Annotated in this window: 20 protein-coding genes; 1 reads left to right on the top strand and 19 read right to left on the bottom strand. The window is 68.2% G+C overall.

All coding sequences use genetic code 11. From position 1 onward, the window contains the following. The 12 genes from metK to EV379_RS06600 form a co-directional block, all read right to left on the bottom strand. Nucleotides 1-1,194, bottom strand: a complete 1,194-nt coding sequence (metK, locus tag EV379_RS06655) for a methionine adenosyltransferase (protein WP_130505442.1) — start codon at nt 1,192-1,194, stop codon at nt 1-3. Between the two features lie 49 nt (nt 1,195-1,243). Continuing rightward, nucleotides 1,244-2,464 (bottom strand): bifunctional phosphopantothenoylcysteine decarboxylase/phosphopantothenate--cysteine ligase CoaBC, encoded by a 1,221-nt coding sequence (gene coaBC, locus EV379_RS06650; RefSeq protein ID WP_130505441.1) that lies wholly within the window; start codon nt 2,462-2,464, stop codon nt 1,244-1,246. Nucleotides 2,465-2,471: 7 nt separating this feature from the next. Continuing rightward, the gene (gene rpoZ / locus EV379_RS06645) at nt 2,472-2,729 is read right to left on the bottom strand and encodes a DNA-directed RNA polymerase subunit omega (RefSeq protein WP_047410830.1); all 258 of its coding nucleotides are present in this window, start codon (nt 2,727-2,729) and stop codon (nt 2,472-2,474) included. 50 nt (nt 2,730-2,779) lie between these two features. Further along, nucleotides 2,780-3,703, bottom strand: coding sequence for a guanylate kinase (gmk, locus tag EV379_RS06640; protein ID WP_423203257.1), 924 nt, complete (start codon nt 3,701-3,703; stop codon nt 2,780-2,782). Between the two features lies 1 nt (nt 3,704). Next, complete coding sequence (gene pyrF / locus EV379_RS06635) at nt 3,705-4,580, bottom strand: orotidine-5'-phosphate decarboxylase (protein WP_130505440.1); 876 nt, start codon at nt 4,578-4,580, stop codon at nt 3,705-3,707. Next, the gene (gene carB, locus EV379_RS06630; RefSeq protein WP_130505439.1) at nt 4,577-7,864 is read right to left on the bottom strand and encodes a carbamoyl-phosphate synthase large subunit; all 3,288 of its coding nucleotides are present in this window, start codon (nt 7,862-7,864) and stop codon (nt 4,577-4,579) included. The genes pyrF and carB overlap by 4 nt, the downstream gene beginning before the upstream one ends. Next, on the bottom strand, nt 7,864-9,051 hold the full coding sequence (gene carA, locus EV379_RS06625) for a glutamine-hydrolyzing carbamoyl-phosphate synthase small subunit (protein ID WP_130505438.1): 1,188 nt from the start codon (nt 9,049-9,051) through the stop codon (nt 7,864-7,866). The genes carB and carA overlap by 1 nt, the downstream gene beginning before the upstream one ends. Then, the gene (locus EV379_RS06620; protein ID WP_130505437.1) at nt 9,048-9,599 is read right to left on the bottom strand and encodes a PH-like domain-containing protein; all 552 of its coding nucleotides are present in this window, start codon (nt 9,597-9,599) and stop codon (nt 9,048-9,050) included. Before EV379_RS06620 ends, carA begins: the two co-directional genes overlap by 4 nt. Continuing rightward, the gene (locus EV379_RS06615) at nt 9,596-10,948 is read right to left on the bottom strand and encodes a dihydroorotase (protein WP_130505436.1); all 1,353 of its coding nucleotides are present in this window, start codon (nt 10,946-10,948) and stop codon (nt 9,596-9,598) included. The genes EV379_RS06620 and EV379_RS06615 overlap by 4 nt, the downstream gene beginning before the upstream one ends. Further along, nucleotides 10,945-11,898 (bottom strand): aspartate carbamoyltransferase catalytic subunit, encoded by a 954-nt coding sequence (locus EV379_RS06610; protein WP_055840238.1) that lies wholly within the window; start codon nt 11,896-11,898, stop codon nt 10,945-10,947. Before EV379_RS06610 ends, EV379_RS06615 begins: the two co-directional genes overlap by 4 nt. Further along, on the bottom strand, nt 11,895-12,434 hold the full coding sequence (gene pyrR, locus EV379_RS06605; protein ID WP_130505435.1) for a bifunctional pyr operon transcriptional regulator/uracil phosphoribosyltransferase PyrR: 540 nt from the start codon (nt 12,432-12,434) through the stop codon (nt 11,895-11,897). Before pyrR ends, EV379_RS06610 begins: the two co-directional genes overlap by 4 nt. Before the next feature lie 203 nt (nt 12,435-12,637). Then, a complete protein-coding gene (locus tag EV379_RS06600) occupies nt 12,638-14,125 on the bottom strand; it encodes an APC family permease (RefSeq protein ID WP_130505434.1) in 1,488 nt (495 codons plus the stop codon). A 194-nt stretch (nt 14,126-14,319) separates the two neighbouring features. On the opposite strand from EV379_RS06600, the gene EV379_RS06595 reads away from it, so the two are divergent. Further along, entirely contained in the window at nt 14,320-15,651 is a 1,332-nt protein-coding gene (locus EV379_RS06595) for an MFS transporter (RefSeq protein WP_242616271.1), read from the top strand. A gap of 34 nt (nt 15,652-15,685) precedes the next feature. On the opposite strand, the gene nusB is transcribed toward EV379_RS06595, so the two are convergent. The 7 genes from nusB to aroC form a co-directional block, all read right to left on the bottom strand. Further along, on the bottom strand, nt 15,686-16,105 hold the full coding sequence (gene nusB / locus EV379_RS06590; protein ID WP_130505433.1) for a transcription antitermination factor NusB: 420 nt from the start codon (nt 16,103-16,105) through the stop codon (nt 15,686-15,688). A 14-nt stretch (nt 16,106-16,119) separates the two neighbouring features. Then, nucleotides 16,120-16,683 carry an elongation factor P gene (gene efp / locus EV379_RS06585; protein ID WP_130505432.1) on the bottom strand — a complete coding sequence of 188 codons (564 nt, stop codon included), beginning with the start codon at nt 16,681-16,683 and terminating at the stop codon, nt 16,120-16,122. A gap of 78 nt (nt 16,684-16,761) precedes the next feature. Beyond that, nucleotides 16,762-17,217, bottom strand: coding sequence for a type II 3-dehydroquinate dehydratase (locus EV379_RS06580; RefSeq protein WP_130505431.1), 456 nt, complete (start codon nt 17,215-17,217; stop codon nt 16,762-16,764). A gap of 27 nt (nt 17,218-17,244) precedes the next feature. Further along, a complete protein-coding gene (locus tag EV379_RS06575) occupies nt 17,245-17,445 on the bottom strand; it encodes a hypothetical protein (protein ID WP_130505430.1) in 201 nt (66 codons plus the stop codon). 71 nt (nt 17,446-17,516) lie between these two features. After that, nucleotides 17,517-18,599: a 3-dehydroquinate synthase gene (gene aroB / locus EV379_RS06570; protein WP_130505429.1), complete on the bottom strand. Its 1,083-nt coding sequence runs from the start codon at nt 18,597-18,599 to the stop codon at nt 17,517-17,519. Between the two features lie 2 nt (nt 18,600-18,601). Continuing rightward, nucleotides 18,602-19,111, bottom strand: coding sequence for a shikimate kinase (locus EV379_RS06565; RefSeq protein WP_242616270.1), 510 nt, complete (start codon nt 19,109-19,111; stop codon nt 18,602-18,604). A gap of 11 nt (nt 19,112-19,122) precedes the next feature. Beyond that, complete coding sequence (aroC, locus tag EV379_RS06560; RefSeq protein ID WP_130505428.1) at nt 19,123-20,331, bottom strand: chorismate synthase; 1,209 nt, start codon at nt 20,329-20,331, stop codon at nt 19,123-19,125. Between the last annotated feature and the right edge of the window lie 3 nt (nt 20,332-20,334).

Raw genomic sequence — 20,334 nt, 5'->3', positions numbered from 1 at the left:
TCAGAGCCCGGCTGCGCTTCTCAGATCATCGACCCGGTCGAGGCGCTCCCAGGTGAAGTCGGGCAGCTCGCGGCCGAAGTGGCCGTAGCTGGCGGTCTGGGCGTAGATCGGACGCAACAGGTCGAGATCCCGGATGATCGCGGCCGGGCGGAGGTCGAAGACCTCGCGGATGGCGCGGGTGATCTCGGCATCCGACATCGCACCGGTGCCGAAGGTCTCGACGTAGAGCCCGACGGGCGCCGCCTTGCCGATCGCGTAGGCGATCTGCACCTCGAGGCGCTCGGCGAGGCCGGCCGCCACGGCGTTCTTGGCGACCCAGCGCATGGCGTATGCGGCGGAGCGGTCGACCTTCGACGGGTCCTTGCCGCTGAACGCACCGCCGCCGTGCCGGCTCGCGCCGCCGTAGGTGTCGATGATGATCTTGCGGCCGGTGAGGCCGGCGTCGCCCTGCGGGCCGCCGATCTCGAACTTGCCGGTCGGGTTGATCAGGGTCTTGGCCGCCGAGGTGTCGAGCTCGACGAGGTCGAGCACCGGGCGGATGACGAGTTCGTTGATCTCCTCGCGGAGGCGCTCCTGCGTGACGCGGGGCGAGTGCTGCGTCGAGAGCACGACGGTCTCGACGGTGCGCGGGATCTGACCGTCGTAGCCGATCGTCACCTGCGTCTTGCCGTCGGGCCTGAGGTAGTCGACGAGACCGGCCTTGCGCACCTCGGCGAGGCGCTCGGCGAGGCGGTGCGCGATCCAGATCGGGATCGGCATCAGCTGCGGGGTCTCGTTGGTTGCGTAGCCGAACATGATGCCCTGGTCGCCTGCACCCTGCTTGTCGAGCATCTCGTCGCTGGAGAGCTCACGGCTCTCGTACGCGTTGTCGACGCCCTGGGCGATGTCGGGCGACTGGCCGCCGATCGAGATGGACACGCCGCAGGAGCGGCCGTCGAACCAGACGTCGGAGGAGTCGTAGCCGATCGAGGTGATCCGCTCGCGCACGATCGAGGGGATCTCGACGTAGGCCTCGGTGGTGACCTCGCCTGCGACGTGCACGAGGCCCGTCGTCACGAGGGTCTCGACCGCAACGCGGCTGTGCGGGTCGAGCGCCAGCATGGCGTCGAGGATGCTGTCGGAGATCTGGTCACAGATCTTGTCTGGGTGCCCCTCGGTGACCGATTCCGATGTGAATAGCCGAAGCTCGCTCATGTGACCTGTCTGTCTGTTCTTGTGCACTGCTGGCTGGTGTGCCGCAGGATCACAGTCGTTCTGCGATCACATCAAGGATGCGGTGAGCCACCGACACCTTGCTGCCCGCGAATTCCAACACTATATCTGCGGTGCTGTCGAGCACCGTGATCTCGTTGCGTTCCGTTGCGAAGCCCTCGTTCCAACCGACCCGGTTCAGCACGAGCAGATCCGCGCCCTTGCGCGCGATCTTGCTGCGGCCGAGTTCGAGCTGGCGGGCGCGATCGGTCTCCGTTTCGGCCGCGAAACCGACGACGAGCTGGCCATCGCGCTTCGCGGCGGCGAGGCCGGCCAGGATGTCCGGGTTGCGCACGAGCTCGAGCGTCATCGAGTCGCCGCGGTCATCCTTCTTGATCTTGCCCTCGCTAACCTCAACCGGACGGTAGTCGGCGACGGCCGCGGCCATGACGATGACGTCGGCGTCCGCGGATGCCGCGGCTGCGGCATCCTGCATCTCCAGCGCCGTCGAGACCTCGCGCAGCTCGACACCGCCGGGCGGCGGCACCTCGAGGTGGGCCGCGATCAGCACGACGTCGGCACCGCGGGCCGCGGCGGCCTCGGCGATGGCGATGCCCTGACGGCCGCTCGAGCGGTTGCCGAGGAAGCGGACGGGGTCGAGCGGCTCGCGCGTCCCGCCTGCCGTCACGACGACACGGGTGCCGACGAGATCCTGAACGGGACCGGCCGCGACGACGGCGAGAGCGCCGCGCACGATGGCGTCCGGCTCCTCGAGGCGGCCTGGGCCGGAGTCCGCGCCCGTCAGCTGCCCGACGGCCGGGCCGATCACGGTGACACCGCGGGAACGCAGCGTCGCCACATTGGCGACCGTCGCAGGGTTCTGCCACATCTCGGTGTGCATCGCCGGGGCGATCACGAGCGGTGCGGTGCTGGCGAGGACCGTGTTGCCGAGCAGGTCGTCGGCGATGCCGGCGGCGAGCTTGGCGATGGTGTTGGCCGTCGCCGGTGCGATCACGATCAGATCGGCCGATTGGCCGATCGCCACGTGCCGCACCTCGGCGACGCCCTCATAGAGCTCGCTGTGCACGGGGTTGCGCGAGATCGCTTCGAGGGTCGGACGACCGACGAAGCGCAGCGCGGCCTCCGTTGCGACAACGTGAACCGAGTGGCCGGCGAGCACGAAGGCCCGCACGACATTGACAGCCTTGTACGCCGCAATCCCACCGCTGATGCCGACGACGACCGTGAGCGGCGAAGATTTCGAGGCTGCCACGTTCTGGCTATTCAGCGTTCGGGCGAACCGTCAGCTTGTCTTCGTTGATCTCGTGCATCGCGATCGAGAGCGGCTTGTCTTCGATCGACGAGTCGACGAGCGGGCCGACGTTGTCGAAGAGGCTGCCTTCGTGCAGGTCGGCGTAGTAGTCGTTGATCTGGCGCGCACGCTTGGAGGCGAAGATCACGAGGGCGTACTTGGAGTCGACCTTCGAGAGAAGCTCGTCGATGGGCGGGTCAATGATGCCGGTGAGCTTGTCAGCCATGTGGGAACTCCTGTATGGGGTGGGTGAAACGGTGCTAAGGGCGCGCTTGATCAGCGCTTCGCCTTGCGAGTCTTCATCAAGTCTACGACTTCTTGCGCCGCCTCGCCCACGTCGTGGTTGACGACCTGGTAATCGAACTCGTCGACCGAGGCCAATTCGACCTTCGCCGTCTCGAGTCTGCGCGCCTGTTCGCTGGCATCCTCTGTGCCCCGACCGATCAGACGGCGCACGAGTTCTTCCCAGCTGGGAGGCTGCAGGAAGACGAGCCTCGCCTCCGGCATGGCGCGGCGAACGGAGCGCGCGCCCTGGATGTCGATCTCGAGCAGCACGCTGTTGCCCGCGGCCAGTGCGGCCTCGACCGGGCCGCGCGGCGTGCCGTAGCGGGAGGCGTTGTGCACGGTCGCCCACTCCAGCAGCTCGCCGTCCGCGATCATGCGGTCGAATTCCGCGTCGTCGACGAAGTAGTAGCTCACGCCCTCGATCTCGCCGGGGCGCGGAGCCCTGGTCGTCGCGGACACCGACAGCAGCACGTCCGGGTAGTTCTCGCGGATGTGGTTGGCGACGGTGCCCTTGCCGACGGCCGTCGGACCGGCGAGCACGATCAGGCGGGCGGGGCTCGGCGTGCGCGCGGCGAGGCGCTCGCTCAGGTAGTCACGCAGCCGGTGCCGCTGGTGCCGGCCGAGGCCGCCGAGGCGCTTGGCCGGTGAGATCTCCAGGTCCTCCATGATGCGGTGCATCTTGGTGACGCCGATCGCGGGGATGCTCGTGAGGAACTCCGTGACGCGCAGCTTGCCCTCTGTGCCGAGCGGCTCCTCGAACGCCGTGCGCATCACGTCGAGTGGGTTGCGCTCCCCCGCAGCGATGGCGGCCTTGACGGCGGCTCGTGCGCGACGGGCCGCGACGGCGGCCCGCGATGCGGCGACGCGGTCGACGTCCGGCGGGTTCAGGTGTTTCGGGATGTCGGATCCAGCGATTTCAGCCACGCTTGGCCTCCACTTCTTCTGCTCGCCGCGCAATCGCGTCGGCGATTCCGTCGGGTCCGGCGCCGAGCAGGCCCCGCGACTCCGACACGATCACACCGGGGGTGAGCGCTCCGTACACGCGACGGGTCTCACTCACCTCAGCTCCCTGGTGGCCGAAGCCGGGAGCGAGCACCGGAACTGATGGGCCGTGCTGTTCCTCGTCGATCCCGATGCCGAAGTCGGAGAGATCGAGGGTGGCGCCGAGCACGACGCCGATCGAGCCGAAGCGGCGCTCGGCCGAGTCCTTCTGCGCGTTGTTCCACGCCGAGACGCCCGCGAGCATGCTCGCGGCGACGGTGCGCTCACTCTCGACGACGCGGGCGGTCTGCAGACCGGCCGCCTCCGGGTTCGAGGTCGCAGCCAGGACGAACACGCCCTTGCCCGCTGCCTCGGCCAGCTCGAGCGAGCTCTGCAGCGATCCGAGCCCGAGGTAGGGGCTGAGCGTCACGGCATCCGATTCGAGCGGAGATCCCGGCCGGAGCCAGGCCTCGCCGTACGCCTGCTGGGTGGAGCCGATGTCTCCACGTTTGGCGTCGGCGATCACGAGGATGCCGGCCGCACGCGCCTCGGCGATGACCCGTTCGAGCGCCTGATAGCCGGCGGAGCCGAAGCGTTCGAAGAAGGAGACCTGCGGCTTGACGATTCCCGCACGGTTCCAGGCCGCCTCGACGACCCGGAGACCGAACTCGCGGGCGCCGTCGGCCGAGTCGTCGAGGCCCCAGCGGTCGAGCATCCAGGCGTGCGGGTCGATGCCCACGCAGAGGTGCCCGGAGCGGTCGAAGACCGCCCCGAGCTTGTCGCCGAATGTCAGCGGTTCTGCTTGGCTCACGCGTTCGCTGCTCGCTGGATGGCGTACTCCTGCAGGCTGGTGACCTCGAAGCCGGTGCGCACGGCGTCGAGCGAGGCCACGGCGGCGCTGAGCTCCGCAATGGTCGTGAACAGCGGGATGTCGGCCGCGACGGCCGCTGCGCGGATCTCGTAGCCGTCGGCCCTGGCCGAGCGGCCGCTCGGCGTGTTGATGACGACGTGCACGTCGCCGCGGTGGATCAGCTCGACGATCGAGGAGTCGGAGGCATCCGCCTTCTCGGAGAACTTCTGCACCTGCTCCGCGCGGATGCCGTTGCGTCGGAGCACCTCGACGGTTCCCTCGGTCGCGACGATGTCGTAGCCGAGCTCCTGCAGGCGCAGCGCTGGCAGGATGATCGAGCGCTTGTCGCGGTCGCTGACCGAGACGAACACGGTTCCGGTGAGCGGCATGCCGCCGTATGCGGCGAGCTGGCTCTTGGCGAAGGCACGGGGGAAGTCCTTGTCGATGCCCATGACCTCACCGGTCGAGCGCATCTCCGGGCCGAGCACGGAATCGACGACCGTGCCCTCCTTGGTGCGGAAACGCTTGAACGGCAGCACGGCCTCTTTGACGGAGACGGGCGAGTCCAGCGGGACGCGGGAGCCGTCGTTGACCGGGAGCAGCCCATCGGCCTTGAGCTCGGCGATGGTCTTTCCGACCATGACGAGCGATGCGGCCTTGGCCAGCGGGATGCCGAGCGCCTTCGAGACGAAGGGAACCGTGCGGGAGGCCCGCGGGTTCGCCTCGAGCACGTAGAGCACGCCTGCGCCGATCGCGAACTGCACGTTCAGCAGGCCGCGGACGCCGATGCCCTCGGCGATCGCTAGCGTCGCCTCGCGCACCTTGTCGATCTGGCCGCGGCCGAGCGTCACGGGCGGCAGGGTGCAGCTGGAGTCACCGGAGTGGATGCCGGCCTCCTCGATGTGCTCCATGACGCCGCCGATGTACAGCTCGGTGCCGTCGTAGATGGCGTCGACGTCGATCTCGATCGCGTCGTCGAGGAAGCGGTCGACCAGCAGCGGGTGCGACGGTCCGACGACGACCTGGCCCTCGATCCGCACGAAGTAGTCGGCGAAGGAGGCGCTGTCATAGATGATCTCCATGCCGCGGCCGCCGAGCACGAAGCTCGGGCGCACCAGCACGGGGTAGCCGATCTCCTCGGCGACGGCGATCGCGCCTGCGGCGTCGGTGGCCGTGCCGTTCCGCGGGGCCATCAGGCCTGCGGCATCCAGGATGCCGGAGAACAGGCCGCGCTCCTCCGCGAGGTCGATGGCGGAGGGGCTGGTGCCGAGGATCGGGACGCCGGCGGCCTCGAGGCCCTTGGCCAGGCCGAGGGCCGTCTGGCCGCCGAGCTGCACGACGACGCCGACGAGCTCGCCGCTCTGGCTCTCGGCGTGGATGACCTCGAGCACGTCCTCGAGCGTGAGCGGCTCGAAGTACAGGCGGTCGGAGGTGTCGTAGTCGGTCGAGACCGTCTCCGGGTTGCAGTTGATCATGATGGTCTCGAAGCCGGCATCCGAGAGCGCGAACGACGCGTGCACGCAGGAGTAGTCGAACTCGACGCCCTGGCCGATGCGGTTCGGGCCGGAACCGAGGATGACGACCTTCTTGCGGTCGCTCGGGATGACCTCGGTCTCGGCGTCGTAGCTCGAGTAGTGGTACGGCGTGAGAGCCGGGAACTCGCCTGCACAGGTGTCGACGGTCTTGAACACGGGGCGGACGCCGAGGATGTGGCGAACCTCGCGCACATCGGCCTCGCCGAAGCCGCGGAGTTCGCCGATCTGCGCGTCGGAGAAGCCGTGGTCCTTGGCGTAGATGAGCACGTCGGTGTCGAGGGTGTCCGCGTTCGCGATCGTGTCGGCGACCTCGTTGATCAGCACGATCTGGTCGATGAACCACGGGTCGATCTTGGTGGCCTCGAAGACCTGCTCGATCGAAGCGCCCTTCCGGAGCGCCTGCTGCACGGTGACGATGCGGCCATCGGTCGGGACCATCGAGATCTCGAGCAGCTCCTCCATGGAGCGGCTCTCCTCGCCCCAGTGGAACGACGAGCCCTTCTTCTCCATCGAGCGCAGCGCCTTCTGCAGCGCGGTCGCGTAGTTGCGGCCGATGGCCATGGCCTCGCCGACGGACTTCATGGTGGTGGTCAGGGTGGCGTCGGCGGCCGGGAACTTCTCGAACGCGAAGCGGGGCACCTTGACGACGACGTAGTCGAGCGTCGGCTCGAAGCTCGACGGGGTGACCTTGGTGATGTCGTTGGGGATCTCGTCGAGGCGGTAGCCGATGGCGAGCTTCGCCGCGATCTTCGCGATCGGGAAGCCGGTGGCCTTGGAGGCCAGCGCGGAGGAGCGCGAGACGCGCGGGTTCATCTCGATCACGATGATGCGGCCGTTGGCCGGGTCGATGGCGAACTGGATGTTGCAGCCACCGGTGTCGACGCCGACGGCGCGGATGATGTCGATGCCGATGTCGCGCAGCTTCTGGTACTCGCGGTCGGTGAGGGTGAGTGCCGGGGCGACGGTGATCGAGTCACCGGTGTGCACGCCGACCGGGTCGACGTTCTCGATGGAGCAGACCACGACCGTGTTGTCCGAGGTGTCGCGCATGAGCTCGAGCTCATACTCCTTCCAGCCGAGGATCGACTCCTCGAGCAGCACCTCGCTGGTCGGGCTCTGGTGGATGCCGTCGCCGACGATGCGGCGCAGCTCCTCCTCGGTGTACGCGAAGCCGGAGCCGAGGCCGCCCATGGTGAAGGACGGGCGCACGACGAGCGGGTAGCCGAGGTCCTGCGCCTGCTCGACGGCCTGCTCGACGCTGGTCGCGATGTAGGAGCGGGCGACGTCGGCACCGGCAGCGAGTACCAGGTCCTTGAAGATCTGGCGGTCCTCGCCCTTGTTGATGGCCTCGAAGTTGGCGCCGATGAGCTCGACGTTGTACTTCTCGAGGATGCCGTTGCTGTGCAGGTCGATCGCGGCGTTCAACGCCGTCTGTCCGCCGAGCGTCGGCAGGATGGCATCCGGCTTCTCCTTGGCGATGATCGTCTCGATGATCTGCCAGGTGATCGGCTCGACGTAGGTCGCGTCGGCGAAGTCCGGGTCGGTCATGATCGTGGCCGGGTTCGAGTTGACGAGGATGACGCGGACGCCCTCCTCACGCAGCACGCGGCAGGCCTGGGTGCCCGAGTAGTCGAACTCACAGGCCTGACCGATGACGATCGGGCCGGAGCCGATGACCAGAACGCTCTTGATGTCGTCTCTCTTGGGCATTACTTGTTTCCGTTCTGCTGCTGCTGCGCCATGACCATGTCACGGAAGCGGTCGAAGAGGTAGTTGGCGTCGTGCGGGCCCGAGGCGGACTCGGGGTGGTACTGCACGGAGAACGCGGGGATGTCGAGGCAGTTCAGGCCCTCGACGACGTTGTCGTTGAGGTCGTAGTGGCTGACCTCGACGCGACCGAAGCCCTCACTGGACTCGCTGATCTGGTCGATCGGCGCCTCGACGGCGAAGCCGTGGTTGTGCGCGGTGATCTCGACCCGGCCGGTGGCCTTGTCGAGCACGGGCTGGTTGATGCCGCGGTGACCGAACGGCAGCTTGTAGGTGTTGAAGCCGAGCGCGCGGCCGAGCAGCTGGTTGCCGAAGCAGATGCCGAAGTACGGCACGCCTGCACGCAGCACCTCGCGCAGCATCTCGACGTGCCGGTCGGATGCACCGGGGTCGCCTGGGCCGTTGGAGAAGAACAGGGCGTCGGGCGCCAGCTCGAGGATCTCCTCTGCCGTTGCCGTCTGGGGCAGCACGACGACGTCGAAGCCGCGGTCGGCCAGGAAGTTGAGCGTCGAGGTCTTGACGCCGAGGTCGAGCACTGCGACGCTTCCGACCCGCTCGCTCGTGGCCGGCAGCTCGTAGCGCTCGGTGGTGGAGACGGCACCGGAGAGGTTCTGACCGGCCATCTGCACGCCGGAGCGCACGAGGTCGAGCTGCTCGCCGTCGGAGAGGTCGAAGTCCGCACCGGAGAAGATGCCGGAGCGCATGGCGCCGACCGAGCGGATCCGGCGCGTCACGGCGCGGGTGTCGATGCCGCTGATGCCGACGACTCCCCCTGCGACCAGGTCGTCGTCGATGCTGCGCTGCGAGCGGAAGTTCGACACGATGCGCGCTGGCTCCCGCACGATGAAGCCGGCGACCCAGATGCGGGCCGATTCCATGTCTTCGTCGTTGGCACCCGTGTTGCCGATGTGCGGCGCGGTCATCAGCACGATCTGGCCGGCGTAGCTCGGGTCGGTCAGCGTCTCCTGGTAGCCGGTCATGCCGGTGGCGAACACCGCCTCACCGAAGGTGCGGCCCGTTGCGCCGTATGCGCGGCCGACGTAGCGGCTGCCGTCTTCGAGCACCAGGACGGCGCGTGCCGGCAGCCCGTTGGAGCTGGTTGCCGAATCTGTCACAAGCTGGTCTGTCATTTCTGTGCCTCACTGTTGGCGCCGGCCGCAGAGGCCGGAAGAAGGGTGGAAATCGCGGAGACGAGCACTGCGCGCTGCGCAGGATCGATCACGCGGAAGTAGCTGTCTGCGATGGTGTCCGTCTGCTCGGCCGCGCCCGGTATCCGCTGCATGAGCCAGCTCACGCAGCTGAGGCCGTCGCTCTCGACGGCACGGTCGATGGCCCACGTCGTCTCTGTGACCTCGCGGAGCGCGCCCCGCGGGATGAACAGCGCGTCGCTGCCGGCGAGATCGACGGTCAGACCATCGGATGCCACGGCGAGCGTGCCCTGGGCCCGGAACGCGAGGCCTGCGGGCTGCAGGCGCTCGAGCGGCAGTTCGTGCTTCGTCGTCGCCACGTACGCGACGGGCACGACAAGCGTGTGCGCGGCCGGGGCGGCCGGCAGCGCGTAGCCGGTGAGCCCGCTGTCCCGCGTGCCGCGGCGCTTCCAGCTGCGCACCATCAGCAGCAGGAGCGCGATGACGACGACCGCGAGCAGCGCGGCCAGCAGCGTGCGCTCGATGCTCACGAGGCCGCACCGAGCAGCGCGGCCGAGTGGGCCACCTGCTCCGCGGGGAGGACCTCGCCGCCGAGCACGGTGGCGTAGCCGTGGCGGAAGGTCGCCTCGACGCGGCCGGGCAGCGTCATCGCCAGGTACGGCGAGTTGACCCCCTTGCCCGCGAGGTTCTGCGTGCTGAACTCGCGCGTCGCATTCGGGTCGTAGAGCACAATGTCGGCCACGGTCCCTGTGACGAGCTCCGCGCTGTGGCCGGCCAGACGGCCGATCTGCGCCGGGGCGCCGCTGAGCACGCGGGCGACGTCGCTCCAGCCGAGCAGGCCGTTCTGGACGACGGAGGCGTGCACGACGGAGAGCGCGGACTCGAGCCCCACCATGCCGTTGGCCGCCGCATCCCACTCGCAGTCCTTGGCCTCGATCGGGTGCGGCGCGTGGTCGGTGGCGACGATGTCGATCGTGCCGTCGGCCAGGGCCGCGCGCAGCGCCTCGACGTCCTCACGGCGGCGGAGCGGCGGGTTCACCTTGTAGCGCGCGTCATAGCTGGCGACGAGCTCCTCGGTGAGCAGCAGGTGGTGCGGGGTGACCTCGGCGGTGACGGCGATGCCACGGGCCTTCGCCCAGCGGATCACGTCGACGGAGCCGGCGGTGGAGACGTGGCAGATGTGCAGGCGGGAGCCGACGTGCTCGGCGAGCAGCACGTCGCGGGCGATGATCGACTCCTCGGCGACGGCCGGCCAGCCGGTGAGGCCGAGTTCGCCGGAGAGGGCGCCCTCGTTCATCTGGGCGCCGACGGTGAGCCGCGGTTCCTGGGCGTGCTGGGCGATGACGCCGTCGAATGCCTTGACGTACTCGAGTGCGCGGCGCATCAGCAGCGGGTCGGAGACGCAGAAGCCATCATCCGAGAACACGCGCACCTGGGCGCGCGACGTCGCCATGGCGCCGAGCTCGGCCAGCTTCTCGCCGGCGAGGCCGACGGTGACGGCGCCGATCGGGCGGACGGTGGCGTATGCGGCCTGCTCGCCGAGGGAGAGCACCTGCTCGACGACACCGGCGGTGTCGGCGACCGGCGAGGTGTTCGCCATGGCGAAGATGCTCGTGAAGCCGCCGGCCGCGGCCGCGCGGCTGCCGGTCAGAACGGTCTCGCTCTGCTCGTAGCCCGGCTCACGCAGGTGCGTGTGCAGATCGACGAGGCCGGGCAGCGCGAGGAGACCGTCCGCGTCGACCACCGTTGCGCCGGCGGAGCTCAGGCCGCTTCCGGTCTCGGTGATGCGTCCGTTCTGCAGCAGCAGGTCGCTGCGGCTGCCGTCGGCCAGGGTTGCACCGGTGATCAGGATGGCTTCGCCAGCGGAGCTCGTGCTCATCGGGACACCTCACGTTCACCGGAAAGCAAGAGATACAACGCGGCCATTCTCACCGAAACTCCATTCGCTACCTGCTCGAGCACCGTCGACTGCGCCGAATCGGCCGCGGCGGAGGAGATCTCCAGGCCACGGTTCATCGGGCCGGGGTGCATGACAATGCTACTCGGCGCGAGGCGCCGAAAACGATCGTCGTCAAGACCCCATGTGCGGGAATACTCCCGGCTGTTGGGGAAAAACGCTGCATTCATGCGTTCGGCCTGAATGCGCAACATCATCACGACGTCGGGCGCGGCGTCGATGGCCGCGTCGAGGTCGTAACTGATCGTCGCCGGCCAGGCGCCGGTGTCGACCGGAACGAGGGTGGGCGGGGCGACCAGGGTCACGCTCGCGCCGAGGGCATCGAGCAGCCAGACATTGGATCTGGCGACTCGCGAGTGCAGGATGTCGCCGACGATCGTGACGGTGACGCCGTCGAGGTCACGGCCACGCGAGGCCGCGCCGTGCAGGCGCCTGCGGATGGTGAACGCGTCGAGCAGCGCCTGTGTCGGGTGCTCGTGCGTTCCGTCGCCCGCGTTGATGATGCCGGCGTCGATCCAGCCGCTCGCGGCCAGAACGGCCGGGGCGCCGGACGCGCCGTGGCGGATGACGACGCCGTCCGCTCCGATCGCGGCGAGGGTCTGCGCCGTGTCCTTCAGGCTCTCGCCCTTGGAGACGCTCGAGCCCTTCGCGCTGAAGTTGATGACATCAGCCGACAACCGCTTGGCCGCGGCCTCGAAGGAGATCCGGGTGCGCGTCGAGTCCTCGAAGAAGAGGTTGACGACGGTCTTGCCGCGCAGCGTCGGGAGCTTCTTGACCTCGCGCTGCTGCACATCGGCCATGTCCTCCGCGATGTCGAGGATCTCGATCGCGGCCTCGCGGCTCAGCTCGCGGGTGGAGAGCAGGTGCCTCATGCGAGTGCCTCGATGCTGACGGAGTCTTCGCCATCGATCTCCTGCAGGCGCACGTTGATGCGCTCATCGGTGGAGCTCGGCAGGTTCTTGCCCACGAAGTCGGCCCGGATCGGCAGTTCGCGGTGGCCGCGGTCGACGAGCGCTGCGAGGCGCACGGCGCGGGGGCGGCCGATGTCGTTGATGGCGTCGAGGGCGGCGCGGATGGTGCGGCCGGAGAAGAGCACGTCGTCGACGAGCACGACCGTCTTGCCGTCGATCGACGTCGGCAGCGCGGTGGGCGCCGGGGTGCGCGTGCGAGTGCGGGACAGATCGTCACGGTACATCGTGACGTCGAGCGATCCGGAGAGCGCAGCTGGGGCGTCCGGGTCGATGCCCTGGATGATGCCGGCGATGCGCTGGGCCAGCGTGACTCCCCTGGTCGGGATGCCGAGCAGGACCAGGTCCTGCGTGCCCTTGTTGGATTCGATGATCTCGTGGGCGATGCGAGTGAGTGCTCGCGTGATGTCAGCTTGATTGAGCACGGTACGCGCCATCAAACGAACTCCCTTCTCCGTCTCTCTGGACGGCGTTAAAGGTTGTTGTGTCCCTCCACCCTAGCAAAGCGCGACCTCGTGTTTCGCACGCTCGACCCGACCGACACGCGCCGCCCGGGCCCGCGAAACGTGCACGGGCCCGGTGCTTTCACCGGGCCCGTGCACGTTTGGCTGGCCGCGAACGCGGGGCGCGCGGCGCTGGCGCGTTAGCGCGGAGGCCTGGTGTCGATGTTCTCCGGTGCGGTCGCGTCCAGCTCGCTCGGCAGTTCGAGCGGGCGCCGGCTGAAGTAGGCAGCACCCTTCTTCCAGTACACGATGATCGGCACAATTCCGAGGGCGAGGGTGCCCAGACCGATGACGATGACGATGGTGTCGAGCGAGGGGATCGAGACGAAGAAGATCCAGAGCATGAACAGGGCGCCGAGTCCCGGCCACAGTCCGATGAAGAGGAAGTTCCTCACCGAGGTGAAGATCACCCTCCGATAGGCGACGACGACGGCGATGCCGGCGAGGGCGTAGTAGAAGGCGATCTGCAGGCCGATCGAGCTGATGGCGTTCTCGAGGATCTCGCCGACGCTGCCGAGGAAGTTGGAGCCGATGAACAGCACAAGCGAGACGCCGGCGACGACCAGCGTCGCGAAGGCCGGGGTGCGCCACTTCGGGTGGGAGTGGCCGAACGACGCCGGGATCGTGTTGTCCCTGCCCATGGCGAACAGGGTGCGGGTCACCTGGATCAGCGTGGTCTCGAGGGTCGCGATCGTCGAGAGCATGACGGCGACGATCAGGATCTTGCCGCCGAGCCCCGGCCAGATCGCCTCACCCAGAACGCCGAGCACATTGCCGCTGTTGGCTTCGATGGTCTCGGCCGGCAGGATCACGAGCGTCGCGATGGTGAAGATCTCGAACAGCAGGAACACGATGACGACGCCGACGATGCCGCCGATGCCGGACGCCTTGCGCCCGTTCTTGGTCTCCTCACTGAGGTTGGCTGCGACATCCCAGCCCCAGTAGTAGAACGCCGCGATGAGTGCTGCCGCGACGAACGCACCCGTGCCGGTGAAGTGGCCGAAGCCGAACCAGTCCCAGGAGAACGACGGGCCGGCGTGCTCACCGGTGGCGGCGACCACGATCGCCACGATTGCGAAGACGATCAGGATGCCGACCTCGATCGTCGTCATGATCCACTGGGCGCGTGCGGTGATGCGCACGCCGAGCAGAACACAGGCGGCCATGATCAGGAACCAGACGGCGCCGATGCCGGTCACCAGGGGCACGTTGTCCGAGTTCTCCGGGCTGAACAGGGCCACCGTCATCACGCCGGCCGGCAGTGCGCCGGCGACCATGAAGATCGTCGCCGAGATGACCAGCGCCCAGCCGGAGAGGAATCCGAGGATGGGGTGCAGCGCGCGACCGACCCACGAGTAGGCGGCGCCCGCGTTCACGTCGGCCCGCCCGAGGTAGGCGAAGGCCCACGCGATGCCGAGCATCGGAAGGGCGCACCAGAGCAGCGCGGCCGGGCTCGCGACGCCCGCAACAGCAACGAGCGTCGCCGTGGTTGCGGCGATCGAATAGGCCGGGGCACTGCCGGCGACGGCCATCACGATCGAGCCGGCTGCGGTCACACCGTCGGCCTGCAATTCATGACGATGCTCGGGCTTCGGGGCCTGTTGCACTGCCGCTTCGGTATCCGCCATCTTGCACTCCTTTGTAGAGCCCCCATGAACTGTGCTGCGAAGTTAGCACCCTGCGAACTTCCTGACAATGATCAATCTGCGGATTCGTTCGAGTTTTTACGTGAACGCAACGCAATACACCCGTCTGTTTGCGGAAACAGACGAAAACCGCAATCACGTCGGAGCGGATCGGCTGGGCCGGTATCGTTCTCTGAGTGACTGAAGCCCCTCCCCGCCGCCGTTTGGTCGACCTCTCACCGCTGCGGGAACCGGCATTCGGCCGACTCTGGATCGGCGGCGCGATCTCCGGCATCGGCGCCCAACTCACCGTCGTCGCCGTCGGCCTGCAGATCTTCGACATGACCGGCTCGACACTCGCCGTCGGCCTCGTCGGCGGCATCGCCCTGCTGCCGATGATCATCGCCGGGCTCTGGGGCGGCGTGCTCGCCGATGCCTTCGACCGCCGCCGGGTGCTGATTGTGAGCTCGCTCGTGGCCTGGTTCGCCACGCTGGGCCTCGTCGCCCTGTCGATGGCGGATGCCGCGACCCGCGGTTCAGAGCACGCGATCCCGGTCTGGCCGTTCTACATCGTGACAACCATCGCGACCGTCGCCGCAACGATCAGCGGTGCGACGCGTTCGGCCATCACACCGCGGATCCTGCCACAGCACCTCATCTCGCGCGCCGCGGCACTCAACGGCATCAGCATGGGCGTGCAGCTGACACTCGGCCCGGCATTGGCCGGTGTGCTCGTTGCGACCGCTGGCTTCTCGACCACCTTTGCCGTCGACGCCGTGTTGTTCACCGCCGGCTTCCTCGGCATCGTCACGCTCCCGGCGCTCAAGCCGGACGGGGCGGCTCCCCGCGCCGGCCTGCAGTCGCTCCGCGACGGCCTGGTCTTCCTCCGCCAGGCACCGAACATCCGCACGAGCTTCCTCGTCGACATCGTCGCGATGACCTTTGGCCGCCCGTTCGCGCTCCTCCCGGCCGTCGCGGCCCTCGCCGTCGGCGGCGGGGCGATCACGGTCGGAATCCTCACGGCTGCCGCCGCGCTCGGCACCTTCCTGACCAGTCTGTTCAGCGGGCCCGTCGCCCATGTGCACCGCTACGGTGTCGCGATTGCGCGCTCGATCATGATCTACGGCGGCTGCGTGGCCATGCTCGGCCTCGTCGTCGCCGTCATGCAGACCGGGTGGTTCGGCCCGGTCGGCGAGAGCTTCGCCGAGGTCAACATTCCCGCGCTCGTGATCGCGGCGATCGCGATGGCCGGCACCGGCGCATCGGACGAGGTCAGCGCCATCTTCCGCAGCACGATGATGCTCACGGCGACACCGGATGCCATGCAGGGCCGTCTGCAGGGCATCTTCACCGTCGTCGTCGCCGGCGGCCCACGGCTCGGCGATCTCTACGTCGGCATCCTCGCGACGGCCGTCGGCCTGTGGTTCCCGCCGTTGTTCGGCGGCCTGGCCATCATCGCGCTGATCGCCGTGATCATGCGCGCACAGCCGTCGTTCCGAAACTACGACGCCCGCAACCCCCAGCCGTAGCTGGACGATGCGGGCGTCGTGGAGCGGAGACGGGCTAGGCGCCCGGCTTCACCTGCGAGATCTTCGCGAGCAGGCCGTTGATGAAGCCGGCCGAGTCGTCAGTGGAGAGCACGGTGGCTGCCTCGACGGCCTCGGAGATGGCCACGGCATCCGGCACCTCGTCGTTGTACATGATCTCCCAGATGCCGATGCGCAGCAGGGCGCGGTCGATCGCGGGCATCCTGGCGAGCGTCCACCCGACCGCGTAGGTCTCGATCATCTCGTCGATGTCGGCCTTGTTGTCGACGATGCCGTCGACGATCTCGCGGGCGTACAGCCAGCTCGCCGCGCGGGCGGGCTCGCTGACGGCGCGCGCCGCCTCGGCCGCGATCGCGTCGTCGATCGAGATCTGCCGCATGTCGGCGGAGTAAAGGATGTCAAGGGCGCGCTTGCGTGCCTTGGTGCGTGCGCTCACAGCGTCAGCGTCGCTTAGTCGTTGACGCGGCCGAGGTAGTCACCCGTGCGGGTGTCGACCTTGACCTTGGTGCCGGTCTCGAGGAACAGCGGAACCTGGATCTCGTAGCCAGTCTCGACGGTGGCCGGCTTGGTGCCGCCGGTCGAACGGTCGCCCTGCAGGCCGGGGTCGGTGTGCGTGATGAGCAGCACGACGGATGCCGGCAGCTCGATGAACAGCGGGTTGCCGTTGTGCAGGCCGAGCGTGACGGCCTGGTTCTCCAGCATGAAGTTGATGGCGTCGCCGACGACAGCGGCGGGAACGTGCAGCTGGTCGTAGTCGGTGACGTCCATGAACACGTACGACTCGCCGTCGGCGTAGAGGTACTGGAAGTCGCGGCGGTCGACGTTCTCGGTCTCGATCTTGGCGCCGGCGTTGAAGGTCTTGTCGACGGTCTTGCCCGTGACGACGTTCTTCATCTTGGTGCGCACGAATGCGCCGCCCTTGCCCGGCTTGACGTGCTGGAACTCGATGATGGTCCACAGCTGGCCATCGATGTTGAGCACGACGCCATTCTTGATGTCAGCGGTTGAAGCCATTGTTTGTGTCCATTCAGTTGGGAAAGTTTCGCGGCCACTGTGCGGTCAAGCACACGGCCCAGCGATCAAGTTTAGACGCTAGCGGGCAGATCGCAGAATGTGGTCGACGGCGAGGCGGTAGGAATCGAAGCCGAAGCCCGCGATCACGCCCGTCGCCACCCCGCTGATCACGCTGTCGTGACGGAAGCTCTCGCGCGTGTGCGGGTTGGTGATGTGCACCTCGACGAGGGGCAGTCCAGCCTTGGTGACGAGGGCAGCGGCATCCCGCAGCCCATAGCTGTAGTGGGTGAATGCCGCCGGGTTCAGCACGACGGGGCTGGCGGAGTCGACCGCCTCGTGCAGCCAGTCGATGAGCTCGGCCTCGTCGTTGGTCTGGCGCAGGTCGATCTCGACGCCGGACGGGACGGATGCCACGAGAAGCGCCTCGAGGTCGGACAGATTGCCAGAGCCGTAGACCTCGGGCTCCCGCGACCCGAGTCGGCCGAGGTTCGGACCGTTGAGCACGAGGACACGGGTGACGGGGTTGCTGGTCATGCGATCAGCCTAGCGGCACAGCGCAGCTCAGGCCCCGAGCAGAACGAGCACGTTGTAGACCACGTAGACGGGCCACACGATCGCCTGGAGCAGCCCGAGGATGACGCCCCAGAATGACCCGTCAGACACCGAGACGAAGTAGATCGCCGCACCGATGTAGGCGAGGAACCAGAAGAATCCCCACGAGCCGTCCGTGACCGTGACCCGGCCTGTGCTGTCAGAGCCCATCGGATCCTCCGCATCTGCTTGTCAGCAAGCCCAGCACAACTCGGAGCCGCGGGCAAGCGATGCCTTCTGCGTCAGTCGCCGATCTCCTGGTATGCCGCGAACAGCAGGCTCGTGTCCGGCCCCTGCAGGACGGTCGGGCGGGCCAGGTCGTCGAGCACGATGAAGCGCAGCATCGCGCCGCGCGCCTTCTTGTCGCGCTGCATGGTCGCCAGCAGTGTGTTCCAGCGACCGACCGGGTAGGTGGTCGGCAGCATCAACGACGTCAGCACGCTGCGGTGGCGGGCGACGACCTCGTCGCTCAGCGAGCCGGTGAGCCTGCCGAGTTCGGCGGCGAAGACCATGCCGACCGCTACGGCCGCGCCGTGGCGCCACTGGTAGCGCTCAGCGTGCTCGATGGCGTGGCCGAGGGTGTGGCCGTAGTTGAGGATCTCGCGCAGGGCGAGGTCGTGCAGGTCTTCCGCGACGACGCGGGCCTTCATGTCGATCGCGAGCTCGACGACGCGGCGGAACTCCGGCGTCGTGACGTCGGTGACGCGGTCGACGTCGGCCTCGATGATGTCGAGGATCTCGGGGTAGTAGATGAATCCGGCCTTGGCGATCTCGGCGAAGCCGGCGAGCACCTCGTTCCGCGGCAGGGTGTCGAGGGTGTCGAGGTCGCAGAACACGGCGCTCGGCTCGTAGAACGCTCCGACGAGGTTCTTGCCCTCGTTGGTGTTGATGCCGGTCTTGCCGCCGACGGCCGCATCGACCATGCCTGCAACGGATGTCGGCACCTGCACGAGCGTGACGCCGCGCAGCCAGGTGGCGGCGACGAAGCCGGCGACGTCGGTCACCGCACCGCCGCCGAAGCCGATCACGGCGTCGCTGCGGGTGAAGTCGGCCTGGCCGAGCACCTGCCAGCAGAAGGCGGCGACCTCCATGCGCTTGCCGGCCTCGGCGTCGGGGATCTCGGCGAGCAGCACCTGGTAATGCTCGGCGAGCTGCTCGCGCAGTGCTGCGGCCTTGGCCGCGACGGTCGCGCTGTGCACGATGAGCACCTTGCTGACCTTGGTGCCGAGGTGTTCGCTGATGCCACCGAGGATGTCGTTGCCGACGCGCACGTCGTACGGCTTCTCGCCGCCGACGGTGATGATGGTTGTCGTTGATTCGGTCACGGTCACGATCTTTCTCTTGCCCAGGTCACGATGTCGTCGGCGATCTGCGTGATCGGCCGAGCGGAGGTGTCGAATGTCTCTGTCGCCAGCGCTTCGTATATCGGCATGCGCGTATCGGCGATGGCCGCCCAGCGTTCGACGGCGTCGTCGCCGTCCAGCAGCGGCCTGCCGCTGCCGGCCAGGCGCTTGGCGACGGCGTCGCGGGTCACCGTGAGCAGCACGACGGTGTGGCCGGCCAACTCGAGGCGGGTGTCGGGATGCAGCACCGCTCCCCCGCCGAGTGACACTACGGCGTCGCCTCGCATGGCCTCGGCGACGGCATCCCGTTCGTATGCGCGGAAAGCCGGCTCACCCTGCGCGGCGAAGATCGCGGGGATCGGGCCGTGCTTGGCCGCGATGACCTTGTCGGTGTCGATGAACGGCACGGAGAGCCTGCGGGCGACGAGCCGACCGATCTTGCTCTTGCCCGCGGCCATCGGGCCGATGAAGACGAGTGGCAGGAGCGACTTCACGCTGCTCACGCTCAGGAGAACGGGCGGCTGGTGCTGCCAGTGGCCAGGCGGCTCGGGATCGCGTCGAGGTAGCCACGGAGGTTGCGGCGGGTCTCTCCGATGGAGTCTCCGCCGAACTTCTCGAGCATCGCATTCGCCAGGGTCAGCGCGACCATGGCCTCCGCGACGACGCCGGCCGCCGGAACCGCACAGACGTCGGAACGCTGGTGGTGCGCGACGGCGGCCTCGCCGGTGGCGACGTCGACGGTGCGCAGCGAGTGCGGGACGGTCGCGATCGGCTTCATGCCCGCGCGCACCCGGAGCAGCGTTCCCGTGCTCATGCCGCCCTCGATACCGCCTGCCTTGTCGCTTGCACGCTGGATCTCCTCGCCGTCGACGAAGAGCTCGTCGTGGGCAGCAGAGCCGCGGCGGGTGGTGGTGAGGAAGCCGTCGCCGACCTCGACGCCCTTGATCGCCTGGATGCCCATGAGCGCGGCGGAGAGCTGCGCGTCGAGGCGGCGGTCGCCGTGCACGTAGGAGCCGAGCCCAGGCGGGACGCCGTACGCGAGCACCTCGACGACACCGCCGAGGGTGTCGCCCTCCTTGTGTGCGTCATCGACCTCGGCGACCATGAGCGCGCTCGTGGCCTCGTCGAAGCAGCGGAGCGGATCGGCGTCGAGTGTGTCGACGTCATCCGGTGTCGGCAACGTGCTGCCCTCCGGAACCCGCACGGGGCCGATGGAGAGGGTGTGGCTGACCAGGCGGATGCCGAGTTCGGAGAGGAAGGACCGGGCGACGGCGCCGAGGGCGACGCGGGCGGCGGTCTCGCGGGCGCTGGCGCGCTCGAGAACGGGGCGGGCCTCGTCGAAGTCGTACTTCTGCATGCCGACGAGGTCGGCGTGGCCTGGACGTGGCCGGGTCAGTGCCGCACCGCGACCGCGGCCGAGCTTGGACTCGTCGATGGGCTCGGCGCTCATCACGTCTTTCCACTTCGGCCACTCCGAGTTGCCGATGCGCAGCGCGACGGGGCTGCCGAGGCTGAGGCCGTGGCGAACGCCGCCGGAGATGTTCAGCTCGTCCTGCTCGAACTTCATCCTGGCGCCGCGGCCGTAACCGAGCTTGCGGCGCGCCAGATCGGCACGGATGTCGTCCAACGCGACCGGGACCCCCGCGGGGAGCCCCTCGATCACGGCAATGAGTTCTGGGCCGTGGGATTCCCCGGCGGTGAGCCAACGCAGCATGGT

The sequence above is a fragment of the Microterricola gilva genome, from assembly GCF_004217495.1.
In the GTDB taxonomy this organism is placed as follows: domain Bacteria; phylum Actinomycetota; class Actinomycetes; order Actinomycetales; family Microbacteriaceae; genus Microterricola; species Microterricola gilva.
This window is presented reverse-complemented; position numbering and strand designations above follow the sequence as displayed.

What these genes read in the sequence shown, in the direction of transcription:
- metK (WP_130505442.1), bottom strand. Translation starts at nt 1,194, where the DNA reads ATGAGCGAGCTTCGGCTATTCACATCGGAATCGGTCACCGAGGGGCAC.
- rpoZ (WP_047410830.1), bottom strand. Translation starts at nt 2,729, where the DNA reads ATGGCTGACAAGCTCACCGGCATCATTGACCCGCCCATCGACGAGCTT.
- carB (WP_130505439.1), bottom strand. Translation starts at nt 7,864, where the DNA reads ATGCCCAAGAGAGACGACATCAAGAGCGTTCTGGTCATCGGCTCCGGC.
- carA (WP_130505438.1), bottom strand. Translation starts at nt 9,051, where the DNA reads ATGACAGACCAGCTTGTGACAGATTCGGCAACCAGCTCCAACGGGCTG.
- EV379_RS06615 (WP_130505436.1), bottom strand. Translation starts at nt 10,948, where the DNA reads ATGAGCACGAGCTCCGCTGGCGAAGCCATCCTGATCACCGGTGCAACC.
- EV379_RS06610 (WP_055840238.1), bottom strand. Translation starts at nt 11,898, where the DNA reads ATGAGGCACCTGCTCTCCACCCGCGAGCTGAGCCGCGAGGCCGCGATC.
- EV379_RS06600 (WP_130505434.1), bottom strand. Translation starts at nt 14,125, where the DNA reads ATGGCGGATACCGAAGCGGCAGTGCAACAGGCCCCGAAGCCCGAGCAT.
- efp (WP_130505432.1), bottom strand. Translation starts at nt 16,683, where the DNA reads ATGGCTTCAACCGCTGACATCAAGAATGGCGTCGTGCTCAACATCGAT.
- EV379_RS06580 (WP_130505431.1), bottom strand. Translation starts at nt 17,217, where the DNA reads ATGACCAGCAACCCCGTCACCCGTGTCCTCGTGCTCAACGGTCCGAAC.
- EV379_RS06575 (WP_130505430.1), bottom strand. Translation starts at nt 17,445, where the DNA reads ATGGGCTCTGACAGCACAGGCCGGGTCACGGTCACGGACGGCTCGTGG.
- aroC (WP_130505428.1), bottom strand. Translation starts at nt 20,331, where the DNA reads ATGCTGCGTTGGCTCACCGCCGGGGAATCCCACGGCCCAGAACTCATT.